This is a genomic window from Bradyrhizobium sp. JR3.5 (genome assembly GCF_054057015.1).
In genome coordinates this window covers 792665-804114 of sequence record NZ_JBSRYV010000001.1, presented here as the reverse complement: position 1 = coordinate 804114, position 11450 = coordinate 792665, and the positions used below count along the sequence as shown (strand labels likewise).

At 64.5% G+C, this 11450-nt stretch carries 13 protein-coding genes and 1 pseudogene; 5 read left to right on the top strand and 9 right to left on the bottom strand.

Features of this window, described 5'->3' with window-relative positions:
• Positions 1-96: 96 nt before the first annotated feature.
• Both ACVWW1_RS03925 and ACVWW1_RS03920 read left to right on the top strand, forming a co-directional pair.
• Entirely contained in the window at positions 97-414 is a 318-nt protein-coding gene (locus tag ACVWW1_RS03925; RefSeq protein WP_176530261.1) for a Kazal-type serine protease inhibitor family protein, read from the top strand.
• 123 nt (positions 415-537) lie between these two features.
• A complete protein-coding gene (locus ACVWW1_RS03920; RefSeq protein WP_456656614.1) occupies positions 538-981 on the top strand; it encodes a hypothetical protein in 444 nt (147 codons plus the stop codon).
• 4 nt (positions 982-985) lie between these two features.
• Here the strand turns inward: ACVWW1_RS03920 and ACVWW1_RS03915 are convergent, their stop codons facing one another.
• Entirely contained in the window at positions 986-1426 is a 441-nt protein-coding gene (locus ACVWW1_RS03915) for an SRPBCC family protein (RefSeq protein ID WP_456654921.1), read from the bottom strand.
• Positions 1426-1752 (bottom strand): ArsR/SmtB family transcription factor, encoded by a 327-nt coding sequence (locus ACVWW1_RS03910; RefSeq protein WP_456654920.1) that lies wholly within the window; start codon positions 1750-1752, stop codon positions 1426-1428. The genes ACVWW1_RS03915 and ACVWW1_RS03910 overlap by 1 nt, the downstream gene beginning before the upstream one ends.
• A 157-nt stretch (positions 1753-1909) precedes the next feature.
• On the opposite strand from ACVWW1_RS03910, the gene ACVWW1_RS03905 reads away from it, so the two are divergent.
• A complete protein-coding gene (locus ACVWW1_RS03905; RefSeq protein ID WP_456654919.1) occupies positions 1910-2584 on the top strand; it encodes a methyltransferase family protein in 675 nt (224 codons plus the stop codon).
• A gap of 9 nt (positions 2585-2593) precedes the next feature.
• Entirely contained in the window at positions 2594-2953 is a 360-nt protein-coding gene (locus ACVWW1_RS03900) for a GFA family protein (RefSeq protein ID WP_456654918.1), read from the top strand.
• Positions 2954-3103: 150 nt separating this feature from the next.
• On the opposite strand, the gene ACVWW1_RS03895 is transcribed toward ACVWW1_RS03900, so the two are convergent.
• Positions 3104-3811: a glutathione S-transferase gene (locus ACVWW1_RS03895; protein WP_456654917.1), complete on the bottom strand. Its 708-nt coding sequence runs from the start codon at positions 3809-3811 to the stop codon at positions 3104-3106.
• 153 nt (positions 3812-3964) lie between these two features.
• Here ACVWW1_RS03895 and ACVWW1_RS03890 point away from each other — a divergent pair, with 153 nt between their 5' ends.
• Entirely contained in the window at positions 3965-4357 is a 393-nt protein-coding gene (locus ACVWW1_RS03890; RefSeq protein ID WP_456656613.1) for a DUF3606 domain-containing protein, read from the top strand.
• Positions 4358-4490: 133 nt separating this feature from the next.
• On the opposite strand, the gene ACVWW1_RS03885 is transcribed toward ACVWW1_RS03890, so the two are convergent.
• The 6 genes and pseudogenes from ACVWW1_RS03885 to fliQ form a co-directional block, all read right to left on the bottom strand.
• Positions 4491-5117 (bottom strand): lectin, encoded by a 627-nt coding sequence (locus ACVWW1_RS03885; protein WP_456656612.1) that lies wholly within the window; start codon positions 5115-5117, stop codon positions 4491-4493.
• A gap of 201 nt (positions 5118-5318) precedes the next feature.
• Positions 5319-6278 carry a Tim44 domain-containing protein gene (locus tag ACVWW1_RS03880; protein ID WP_456654916.1) on the bottom strand — a complete coding sequence of 320 codons (960 nt, stop codon included), beginning with the start codon at positions 6276-6278 and terminating at the stop codon, positions 5319-5321.
• A gap of 248 nt (positions 6279-6526) precedes the next feature.
• Positions 6527-9107 (bottom strand): annotated as a pseudogene (gene cckA / locus ACVWW1_RS03875) (cell cycle histidine kinase CckA).
• 142 nt (positions 9108-9249) lie between these two features.
• Entirely contained in the window at positions 9250-10323 is a 1074-nt protein-coding gene (flhB, locus tag ACVWW1_RS03870) for a flagellar biosynthesis protein FlhB (protein ID WP_456654915.1), read from the bottom strand.
• 12 nt (positions 10324-10335) lie between these two features.
• Complete coding sequence (fliR, locus tag ACVWW1_RS03865; RefSeq protein WP_092115392.1) at positions 10336-11106, bottom strand: flagellar biosynthetic protein FliR; 771 nt, start codon at positions 11104-11106, stop codon at positions 10336-10338.
• Positions 11107-11124: 18 nt separating this feature from the next.
• The gene (gene fliQ, locus ACVWW1_RS03860) at positions 11125-11388 is read right to left on the bottom strand and encodes a flagellar biosynthesis protein FliQ (RefSeq protein WP_050401183.1); all 264 of its coding nucleotides are present in this window, start codon (positions 11386-11388) and stop codon (positions 11125-11127) included.
• Positions 11389-11450: the final 62 nt, after the last annotated feature.

The following is an 11450-nucleotide window of genomic DNA, read 5'->3' as shown; positions in this document are numbered from 1 at the left end:
CAATCCGCGTGCTATGTTTCATTCCTCCGTAATCTCTGGTTGCCACAACGCTTCAGCAATCCGCGAAACGGCCAAGGAAGCGATCAGGAGACCATCATGAAGACAGCGCTTTTGATCTGGTTCGCGGCGCTGGCCTTGTTGATCGCGGTCCCGACCGGCGTCGATGCGGCCCGCCTCGGCAAGCCATGCGGCGGCCTTGCCGGCGTTCAATGCAGCCGTGTCGGTCAGTTCTGCCAGTTCAAGCCGGGACAATGTGGCCGCTTCGACCAGACCGGCACCTGCGCATTCCGGCCGACGATCTGCAACAAGATCTTCAAGCCGGTGTGCGGCTGCGACGGCAAGACCTATGGCAATGATTGCGAGCGCCGCGCCGCGGGAGCCTCCAAGGCGCAGGACGGCAAGTGCGCATCCTGACGGATCGGCCGTATTGACGCGCTGCGCGGGAGCCTGCATGTAACTTCGCGTATTTTCATACCGCGGGGGTATTTCGTGACAGCACCGTTGCGCCGACGCTTTGCCTTGAGCATCCGCTCCTTCATGCCGGCCGCGCTGATCGCGCTGGCGACAGCCTTCGCCGCAGCGCCTGCGCATGCCGATCCCTGCGAGGACATTGCCAAGCAGCTCGCCGGCCAGATCGACGGGCTGAAGGTCAACTTCAGCGCCGCCAACATCACCTACCTCACACATCCGGCGGCGAAGGAATTGTCGCTCGGCTGCCGCGGCAAGGACTATTCGATCGAGCTCTTTGCCAAGACCGATCGCAAGCTGAAGCCCGAGTTCTTCAACCTGGTCGGCTCCGCCACCGCGCTGGTCTTCACCGTGCCGAAGGACGACGCCGCCACCGGCACCTCGCGCTGCCTGAAGCGCATGGGCATCCTGCGCGGCAACACCATCACGATGCGCTATCGCCGCCTCAACCTCGAATGCACGCGCAACCGGACCGACGCCTCGATCACGGTCCGGCGCGGAAAGAACGAGTGATCCGTCAGGCTTCCGCGGCGACCCGTCCGATCGCATCGACGATCTTGCCCCAGCCCGGGCTCATCATGTCGAAGGCGTAGCGGTTGCCGGGGAAGACGAAGCCGTCATGCACCATGCGGACCTGCGTGCCGCCCTCGACGGGCGTCAGCGTCCAGATGACGACCGAGTCGAGCTTCGAGCCGAATTCCGGATTGGTGTCGGCGCCCCCCTTCCAGGAATAGCGCAGCAGGCGCGGCGGATCGCAGTCCAGCACCTCGCAATGCACGACACCGTCCCAGTCGCCGATCGGCCGCGTGCGGAAATTGAAGCGGTGTCCGACGCTCGGCTGAAAATCGTTCGGCATCAGCCATTTCATCAGCAAGTCGCTCGTGGTCAGCGTCCGCCAGATCTTGTCGGCGGCATAAGGCAGCACCTTCTCGACCGTGATCGCGTGCGTCTCACCCATCACTCACTCTCCTTCAACAACCGTTCCAGATTTGCGAAGCGCTCGGCCCAGAACGTCTCGTAATGGCCGAGCCAGTCGATCAGCGGGCTGAGCCCCTTCGGCGCGACGCGATAACGGATGTGCCGGCCCTCGCGCCGCTCGGCGACGAGGCCGGCATCGCGCAGCGCGCGCAGATGCTGCGACACCGCCGGCTGCGACACCTTGGAGCCCTGCACCAGCCCGGTCGCGGCGATCTCCCCTTCCCGGATGATCCGCTCGAACACCGCCCGCCGCGTCGGGTCCGCGAGGGTCTTGAGCACATTGGTCAGCTGCATGGCGGCGGTCATGTCAATATATAAGCAATTGCTTATATGACTGTCAATGCAGAGACGATGCAAGGACGCCGAAGGAACAGCTTCGCCTGCTCCGAAAGTTGATGACTGCGGTCGCATGTTTGCCGGAAAAAGGGTGCGATAATCGCGGCTGGAATCACGGAGCCCGCCCATGATCGCAAAGCTCCTCCTGCAGAACACCTTCTTCGTCATTGCCATGGCCGCGCTGCTGTTTGCCTTCTCCGGCACGCTGCACTGGCCCGGCGCATGGGCCTATCTGATCGCCTCGGCGCTGATCGGCCCGGCCTGCGGGCTGTGGCTTGCCAAGGTCGATCCCGGCCTGCTGGCCGAGCGCATGCGGCTCACCGCGCGCGAAGGCCAGCCCGCCGAGGACAAGCGCTTCATGCTCGTGTTCCTGGTCGTTGCCGTAATGTGGTTCGTCGCGATGGGCCTCGATCGCCGCTTTGGCGGCGCCAATGCCGGCGTGCTGCTGATCGTACTCGGCCTTGTGCTGTATCTGATCTCGACCGTGCTCATCCTGTGGGTATTCCGCACCAATTCGTTCGCCGCGCCGGTCGTGAAGGTGCAAACCGAGCGCGACCATCACGTGATCTCGACCGGGCCCTACGCGCTGGTGCGCCATCCGATGTATACGAGCGTGATGCTGTTCTTCATCGGCGTGCCGCTGACGCTCGGCTCCTGGTGGGGCCTTGCCTTCGTGCCGGTGTTCTTCGTGATGTTCGCGATCCGCACCGGGATCGAGGAGCGCACGCTGGTGGCGGGATTGTCAGGCTATGCCGACTATGCGGCACGGGTGCGCTATCGCCTCGTGCCTGGACTGTGGTGAGGGACCATCATGGCAGAGAGCAAGACCTACACCGGCGGCTGCCATTGCGGCCAGGTGCGCTTCGAATGCACCACCGACATGGCGATGGTGACCGCTTGCAACTGCTCGATCTGCACCAAGAAGGGCCTGCACTTCGTGTTCATGCCGCCATCGAGCTTCCAGCTCCGCGCCGGCGCCGAGAACCTGAAGGAATATCTGTTCAACCGCCACGCGATCCGCCACCAGCTCTGCGTCGATTGCGGCGTCGACGTGTTCGCGCGCGGCAAGAAACCGGACGGCACCGACATCGTCGCGCTCAATGTCAGCTGCATCGACGGCATCGATCTGTCGAAGATCAAGATGACGCCGGTGGACGGGCGGAATCGATAGAACTCACCGCCCACATCCGTCATGCCCGGGCTTGACCCGGGCATCTACCATCTGGAGACAAAGACGTAGATGGCCGGGTCATCTAGCGCGAAGACGCGCTTCGCGCCTCTGCCCGGCCATGACGAGAGCAGCAGGACTGCGCACAAGCGATCACAGATCCAGCGCCTTGTAGCGCCGGAAAATCCCCTCCTCGTTGAACGGAATCCGCCGCGCGCTTGCGAGATACGCCTTGATGTTCGGCCGCTCGGCGACGCGATCGCGCAGCGCGATCAGGCGCGGCACCTTCTTCTCGAACGCGGCCATCCGCTTCGGAAACGCGTAGCGCAGGCCTTCCACGATCTGGAACAACGACAGATCGGCGTAGGTCAGCCGGCGTCCGGTGACGAAGCCGCCGCCATTGGCCCGCACAAGATCCTCGAAATAGCCGAGATATTTCGGCACCCGCGATTTCCAGAACTCTTCCGTGCGCTTCTTCGCCGGCGCCTTCTGGTCCTCGTAATACAGCGACGGACCGAGCGGGTGATGGGTGTCGTGGATTTCCAGCACCAGGTCCGCAATCGTCAACTGCAGCTCGTGCACCCAGAGCTTCCCACCTTCCGCCTTCGGCGCGAGGCCATGGCGCGCGCCGAGATAGAGCAGGATGTTGGCGGTCTGCCCGATCACAAGCTGGCCGGCCTTGAGGAACGGCGGCGCAAAGGGCGGCGTACCCTTGTGCGCGTCCATGATCCTCATCATGGCACCGGTGCCGCCCTTGCCGCGCGCGACATCGGTATATTCAGCACCCGCATCCTCGAGCGCGAGGCGGACATATTCGCCGCGGCCCTGGATCATCGGCCAGTAGTAAAGTTGATAGTGCATGCACTTACCTCCACAAACTTCACCGCATCGCTTTGCTTCACGGTGATCGTAGCCGTGCCACGGTCAGATCGTCCACCGCGCACGGGCCGCCTGTCCGAACTGCGCTGAGACTGCTAAGGTTCCAGCGTCGAATCTTCGATGAAGGATCAACTTATGGCGGACGACAAGAAGAAGCGGGGCGCGCAAGATCGCGCTCTGATCGCGTTGAGCGAGTCCTACGAAGTTGCGTACTGGTCCAAGAAGTTCAAGGTCACTCCGGCAAAGCTCAAGGCCGCCGTCAAGAAGGTCGGGCATTCCGCCAAGAAGGTGGAAGCCCATTTCAAGGAGCAGCGGCACATGGCCGCCGACCGCGCGCGGATCGCGATCAGCGAGCCCTACGAGGTCCGCTACTGGTCGAAGAAGTTCAAGGTGACCCCTGCCCGCCTCAAGGCCGCGGTGGCCGAGGTCGGACATTCCTCGAAGAAGGTCGCGGCCCATTTCGCGGCAAAGAAGAAAACCGCGAAGAAGAAAACCGCCAAGAAGGCCGCTAAGCGCAAGAAGAGTTGAGCGCGGTCGCCGGGAGGCACTAGTCTCGCCTCGTCATTGCGAACGAAGCGAAGCAATCCATCGCGCCCCGTGCGCTAAAATATGGATTGCTTCGTCGCTATCGCTCCTCGCAATGACGAGCCAATATATCCCCTCAATTCGCCGCGAAGCAGTACAGCAGACCGTCGCCGCCGGTGCTCTTCAGATCAGCTTGCGAGCAGCCGCCGTCAGGGCCGCGCGAGGGATGCGACGTGTTCCAGGATCTTGACGGCTCGTCATCGCGCAGGCCCCTGCGGTCGAAATGCCCGAGCATGGCGGCGCCTTGTGTGCTGCTTGTCCAGTTCTTGCAGGTGCGGTCCTCGCCCGCCGCAAACGCCGTACCATCTGTCTGCGATCCCGTCAGCACGTCGTGACGGTTCGGCGTGTCACCGGCACCGTTGATGACTTCGCCCTTCTCGGACAGGGCGGTCTGCTTGGAGAGATTGTTGCCGGCGCTGTGCAGATCGGCGACGTCCTTGGCGACCACGACGCCCTTCACATTCTTCCAGGGGCCCTTGCCGATGCGATCGCGCGCATTCACCGCGACCTGGCCGTCGGCCGCCTGGGTCGAGAGATAGGCGCGCCAGGTCTTCGGCGCACCGAAGCCCGCGGCCTGCGCCAGGGTCTGGCAATGATTGTCGGCGCCGGCGAGGCCGCCGAGATTGCCGCCATTGCCGATGCCGTTGCTGGTCACGAAGAAGCTGGTGTCGGCGGTCTGCGCCGCTGCCGGCGGCGCGGCCATGACGACGAACGCAAGACAGGCGGGAACCGCGATTTGCGCAATGTTCTTCATCTCTTCCTCCCGATGGTCGGTTATGGTCCGCTCACATCAACCCGCTGCTCGTCCAGATATTCCGGCGCAGCGACACGCGAATGAAGCGCACAAAACGAAAGCGCCGCGGTTGATGCCGCGGCGCCTTGTATTGTCATGTCAGGCAATCGATCAGTTGGTCTGCTGGATCGCCGAAAGCTCCCAATTGCCGCCGCGCTGGCGCACGAAGGTCCAGACCTCGGTGATCTCCTCCGGCTGCCCGCCGCTGACCTGGCGGCCGGTGCCACGCTCCAGCATGGTGTCGACCAGCGAGTACCGCATCGCGACCGTCGCATATTCGCTGTCGCCTTCACGCCAGGCTTCCGCGAGATCGCCTTGCAAGAGCTTCACGTTGGACGTCTTGTTGGTGACGTTGCGCGCCTTGTTCTCCTCGAGATCCTTCGAGAAGTACGACACCATTTCCGGCGTCGCGAGCGTGTGCAGCTTCGCGATGTCCTCGTTCGACCACGCGGCCTGGATGTCGCCGAGCAACCGCTCGAACGTCTCGTAGTCACCGGGTGTGATCTCGACCGGCGCGTTCGATCCGCCGCCGAGGCCAAAGCCGAAACCCGAACGGGCATTGGCCTGCGGACCAGGGCCGACGTCGGGTCCGCCAGCGTAAGCGGCGGCCGGCGTATTGCGCCGCTGCCACCACGACATCGCGAGCCGGACCACGAGCACGATCAGACCGATCTGCAGCAGCAGGCCGAGCATCGACGACAGGCCGCCGAGGCCCGAGAACAAGCCGCCGCCGAACAGCATGCCGAACAGGCCGGCGCCAAGGAAGCCCGCGGCCAGGCCGCCGAGCAGGCCGCGACCCATTCCGCCGCGGCCGAACAGGCCGCCGGAATTCGCCGCCGCCGGCGAGCCCATGCTCGGGCCACCAGGCTGGCTGAAGGTACGGTTCATCGGCGCAACCGAGCCCGGCGCGGTGCTGGTCGAGGGCGGCGCGGAGAATGTCCGCGAGCCGCGCGAGCCGCCGCCGCCAACGCGGGCGTCGGCCGCCGAAACGGTCATCATCACGGGCAGCGCCAGCGCCATCGCGACGGCGATCGCCCGGACAATTCCACGCGTGCGTTGCGAGAAATTCATGTTGGTTTCCTCAAAGGATTCCCCGGCATGGGGAAACGCCCCTAACATGGGCAGAGCCGGTCAAAAGTGAAGCGGGAAACGGGAACCGCGGCTGCGGCCCTCGGTCGCGGCGATGTGACACTATGGTCCTTGTGGATGCGACAGCGCGTCCTAGCGCGAGATGGGGCTCAGGTTCAACAGCGACCGCACTGCAACATCGCCCGCTGCCCTGCGGGAAGCGAAGGGGTATCGTGGCTCGTCACCCGGGCCTAGTTCGCCGTCATGGTTTCCTTCACCGCGGCAACCAGCTGCGTCAGCGTGAACGGCTTCGGCAGGAACGCGAACTGCTGGTTCTCCGGCAGGCTCTTCTCGAAGGCGTCCTCGGCATAGCCGGAGACGAAGATGATCTTCAGCTCCGCATTGCGGCTGCGCATTTCCTTCAGCAGCGTCGGCCCGTCCATCTCCGGCATCACGACGTCGGAGGACGACGAGATCGACCTTGCCGTTGTTCTCCTCGAACGCCTCCAGCGCCTCGACGCCGTTGGCCGCCTCGATCACGCTGTAGCCGCGCGAACGCAGGCCGCGCGCATTCAGCGAGCGCAGGCCGTCCTCGTCCTCGACCAGCAGGATAGTGCCCTGCCCGGTGAGATCCGGCTTCGGCTTGGCGGCATCCGCGACGGCGGCTTCCTTCGCCGCGCCGTTGCCGGCATGCGCCTCCGGTGCGACCTCCTGCTCCTGGCGATGCCGCGGCAGATAGATCCGGAACGTGGTGCCACCGCCCGGCACGGAATCGACATAGACGAAGCCGCCGGTCTGCTTGACGATGCCGTAGACCGTCGACAGGCCGAGGCCGGTGCCCTTGCCGACTTCCTTGGTCGAGAAGAACGGCTCGAAGATCTTGTCGATGATTTCGTGCGGAATGCCGGTGCCGGTGTCCGAAATCTCGATCTTCACGTAGTCGGCTGCCGGCATGCCTTTGTTGGCGAGCTGGGCGGCTTCCTCGGTCGGCACGTTGGCGGTGCGGATGATCAGCTTGCCGCCGTCGGGCATCGCGTCGCGCGCGTTCACCGCGAGATTGACCACCACCTGCTCGAATTGCGAGACGTCGACCTTGACCGGCCACAGATCGCGGCCATGCACGAGGTCGAGCTTGACCTTCTCGCCGATCAGCCGGCGCAGCAGCATGGTGAGGTCGGAGAGCGCATCGCCGAGATCGAGCACCTGCGGCCGCAGCGTCTGGCGGCGCGAGAATGCAAGCAGCTGCCGCACCAGCGTCGCGGCGCGGGTGGCGTTCTGCTTGATCTGCATGATGTCCTGGAACGACGGGTCGGTCGGCTTGTGCGCGTTCAGCAGGAAGTCGTTCGCCATCATGATGGCCGACAGCACGTTGTTGAAGTCGTGCGCGATGCCACCGGCGAGCTGGCCGACCATCTCCATCTTCTGCGACTGGTTGATCTGGTTTTCCAGCGCGCGCCGCTCGGTGGTCTCGAGTATATAGACGATCGCGGTCTCGGCGTCGCGCTCGTCCTTCTCGACGGTGGTGACGAAGAACTGGGCGGAGCGCTCCTTAGGCCCGTCGAGCATCACCTCGACCGGCGCGATATCGCCCTGGCCTTCGGCAGCTTGGTTGATCGCGGCGATCAGCAGGCCGCGGTCGCGTGGATTGACCGCGCGGAAGATCGACTTGGCCGCGCCGCCGTCGCCGTTCAGCCCCTGCGCCAGCTTGGCATAGCGCGCATTGGCGCCGACCACATTGCCGCCGCGATCGACGGTCGCGATCGCCATCGGCGTATGGTCGAAGAAGCGCATGAAGCGCACCTCGGCGGCACGCTCCGGATCGGAATGCTCGTCGCGGGCGCGGCTGATCACCAGCGTGCGCGAGGCGCCCGCCGCGCCGTCGGCGCCGAAGGCGAGCTTGTGATAGAGCCGCACCGGCACGGTCTTGCCGCCGCGCATCCGCAGGTCGATGTCGAACACCTCGGTCTTGACCTCGCCGGGCACCGCCGCGATCGAGGTCAGCAGCGCCGCGCCGTCGCCCGAGACGATGTCGGTCAGCTTCAGGCCGCCCGAGCCGATCTCGGCCAGATCGTAGTCCAGCCAGTTGGCCAGCGTGGCGTTGATATAGGCGATCTCGCCGGCCGGATTGACCGAGAAGAAGCCGCACGGCGCATGATCGAGATATTCGATCGCGTGCCGCAGCTCCTGGAACACGTCTTCCTGGCGCTCGCGGTCGCGGGTGACGTCGGCAATCGACCACACCGCATATTTCGCGTCGCGCTTGCCCTCGCCGAGCGGACGTACCCTGAGCCGCAGCCAGCGGCCTTGTCCACCACCTTGCCCGGCCTCGTGGCCGGCAACACGGACCTCCTCCTGCTGCCGCTTGCCCTCGCGCGCCGCCTTCAAGAGGCGGAACACCGCCTCGGAGACGTCGGGGTTGCCGATGAAGACGCGTTCGACGGGACGGACGTCCCGCGGACCGGCCGCGCCGGTCAGCGTGAGATAGGCGGCGTTGGAATAGACCACGTGGCCGCGGGAATCGGTGACGACGAGCCCTTCATGGGCGTGGTCGGCGATCCGCCCCATCACCGGGTCGTCGCTCGTGCGGTCGGAGAAGCGGATGATGCCGGCGGCAAGGGCGAACAGGTTGAACAGCCCGACGGTGGCGAGCAGCGCCAGCACAAACAGGATATAGGGCTGCGCCTGGGTCCGGCCGATGGTCATGAGCCAGACGGCCACCGCGACGATGCCGGTGGCGATCAGGAGCACCAGCAGGATGCTGCCGCTCCGCCGCGCTGGCCCGTGAGCCACGAACGGCTCGGTCGCGGGAGGATCGTTGCTATCGGCGGTCATCTGGAGAGACATGGCTCGTCTGCATCACGAAGGCGACCGGCCGGCCACCTCGCCCCTGAGTGCCTGAATCGGACCCGAAAACGCAAGTCCATCAGGCGGCGATTTCGCAAGTTACGCGCATTTCAAGCGGTTTTTCCGCCCCTTATTGGCGCAGGCCGGACAGGCCGCGCCTCAGCCGCATCACGTAGCCGATGATTTCGGCAACCGCATGGTAGTGCTCGACCGGGATTTCCTTGTCGATTTCGACGGTCGCATAGAGCGCCCGGGCCAGCGCCACGTTCTCCACAATGGGAATGTTGTGCTCCTTGGCGATCTCCCGGATCTTGAAGGCGAGGTTGTCGACGCCCTTGGCGACGCAGATCGGCGCCGACATGCTGCGGTCATAGGCCAGCGCCACCGAATAGTGGGTCGGGTTGGTGATGATCACCGAGGCCTTCGGAACCTGGGCCATCATGCGCTTCTTGGCGCGCTGGACCCGCAACTGCTTGATCCTGCCCTTGATGTGCGGGTCGCCCTCCGACTGCTTGAACTCCTCCTTCATCTCCTGCAGCGACATCTTGTGACGCTCGTACCAGGTCCGGTACTGGAAGAAGTAGTCGGCAATCGCCACTACGGCGAGGAGGGCGACCACCGCCGCCAGCAAGTGCACCGTCATGCCGGTGATGGCGGGCAGCAGCTCGGCCGGATCAACCCGCAGGAACGATTCCATCCGCAGCCGATCGGGCCACAGCACCATGACCATCACGACGCCGAGCGCGATCAGCTTGAACAGGCCTTTCAGGAAGTTCGCCACCGCCTGCTTGCCGAACAGCCGCTTGAAGCCGGCCGCCGGTGAGATCTTGGAGAATTTCGGCTTGAGCTGCTCGCCCGACCACACCAGCTGATGCTGGATCATGTTGCCTGCGATCGCCGCCAGCGCCAGCATCAGGAACGGCACGCCGATCGCGGCAACCACGGCGTAGCCAAGCGTCTGGGTCAGTTGCAGCAGGCCAGCACCGTCGGCGCGGATCATCCATGAATTGGCGATCAAATTGCGCAGCGGCATCAAGATGCCACCGCCGATCGAGCCCGAGAAGGTCGACAGCACCAGCGTGGCGCCGGCGATGATAAACCAGGTGTTGACCTCCTGGCTCTTGACGACGTCGCCTTTCTCAAGAGCGTCATCGAGACGTTTTTGCGTAGGGTCTTCTGTTTTGTCTTCGGTATCGTCGGCCATCTCTTCTCCTGGTCAATTCATGGGAGCGAGTTGGCGCATGACGCCGTTGAAGTAGTCGAAATAGGTATTCATCATCGCCGCCAGCACGACGCCGAAGATCAGGAAGCCGACCACGATCGAGAGCGGCACGCCGACGAAGTAGACCTGCATCTGCGGCATCAGCCGCGCCAGCACGCCGAGCCCGATGTTGAAGACGAGGCCGAACACCAGGAACGGCGCCGACAGCTGCAGGCCGATCTTGAAGGCGGCGGAGAACGCGGAGGTCGCAAGCGCGGCGACGTCGCCGGTCGGCATGATCTCGCCCGGAGAGAAGATGCGGTAGCTTTCGCTCAGCGCCGCGATGACGAGATAGTGGCTGTCGGTGGCGAACAGCAGCGTCAGGCCGAGGATGGTGAGGAAGTTGCCGACGATCTGGCCCTGCTGCCCCTGGGTCGGGTCGACCGCGGTGACGAAGCCGAGCCCGAGCTGCTGCGCAATCACGGAGCCCGCGACGTTGAGCGCCGACAGCGTCACCCGCGCGGTCGCGCCGAGCACGATGCCGATGATCAGCTCGTGCACCATCAGGACGCCGAGCGAGGAGATCGACGTCAGGTCGACATGATAGGCGTTGCGATGCAGGGGAAGGATGATCAGCGTCAGCAGCAGCGCGATCGACAGCTTGACCCGTGCCGGGATGTTGCTCTCGCCGAAACCGGGCAGCAGCATCACCATCGCGCCCACGCGCGCGAAGACCAGCACGAAGATTGCGGCCAGCGCCGGAAGCAGGGAGACATCGATGCGCATGACCGCGGCATTAGTGCATCAACCGCCGATGATTCGCGACGAAATCCGCATCATGTGGCTGGAGAGCGCGTCCGCCATGAAGGGCAGCGCCAGCAGCAATGTGACGAAGATCGCGAGAATCTTCGGCACGAAGACCAGCGTCTGTTCCTGGATCTGGGTCAGCGCCTGGAACAACGACACCACGACGCCGACCACGAGGCCGACCACCATCAGGGGCGACGACACCAGCACGATGGTCCAGATCGCATCGCGCGCCACATCGAGAGTTTCAGGGCCGGTCATTGTTGTGTTCTCGCTTTTGCAATCTTGCTTCGCATCGCCCCGGGATGACGTCCTGACGGACG

Bases quoted from the DNA above. Each gene is read 5' to 3' on its own strand.
- ACVWW1_RS03925 (WP_176530261.1), top strand. From the start codon at position 97: ATGAAGACAGCGCTTTTGATCTGGTTCGCGGCGCTGGCCTTGTTGATC.
- ACVWW1_RS03920 (WP_456656614.1), top strand. From the start codon at position 538: ATGCCGGCCGCGCTGATCGCGCTGGCGACAGCCTTCGCCGCAGCGCCT.
- ACVWW1_RS03915 (WP_456654921.1), bottom strand. From the start codon at position 1,426: ATGGGTGAGACGCACGCGATCACGGTCGAGAAGGTGCTGCCTTATGCC.
- ACVWW1_RS03910 (WP_456654920.1), bottom strand. From the start codon at position 1,752: ATGACCGCCGCCATGCAGCTGACCAATGTGCTCAAGACCCTCGCGGAC.
- ACVWW1_RS03905 (WP_456654919.1), top strand. From the start codon at position 1,910: ATGATCGCAAAGCTCCTCCTGCAGAACACCTTCTTCGTCATTGCCATG.
- ACVWW1_RS03900 (WP_456654918.1), top strand. From the start codon at position 2,594: ATGGCAGAGAGCAAGACCTACACCGGCGGCTGCCATTGCGGCCAGGTG.
- ACVWW1_RS03895 (WP_456654917.1), bottom strand. From the start codon at position 3,811: ATGCACTATCAACTTTACTACTGGCCGATGATCCAGGGCCGCGGCGAA.
- ACVWW1_RS03890 (WP_456656613.1), top strand. From the start codon at position 3,965: ATGGCGGACGACAAGAAGAAGCGGGGCGCGCAAGATCGCGCTCTGATC.
- ACVWW1_RS03885 (WP_456656612.1), bottom strand. From the start codon at position 5,117: ATGGCCGCGCCGCCGGCAGCGGCGCAGACCGCCGACACCAGCTTCTTC.
- ACVWW1_RS03880 (WP_456654916.1), bottom strand. From the start codon at position 6,278: ATGAATTTCTCGCAACGCACGCGTGGAATTGTCCGGGCGATCGCCGTC.
- flhB (WP_456654915.1), bottom strand. From the start codon at position 10,323: ATGGCCGACGATACCGAAGACAAAACAGAAGACCCTACGCAAAAACGT.
- fliR (WP_092115392.1), bottom strand. From the start codon at position 11,106: ATGCGCATCGATGTCTCCCTGCTTCCGGCGCTGGCCGCAATCTTCGTG.
- fliQ (WP_050401183.1), bottom strand. From the start codon at position 11,388: ATGACCGGCCCTGAAACTCTCGATGTGGCGCGCGATGCGATCTGGACC.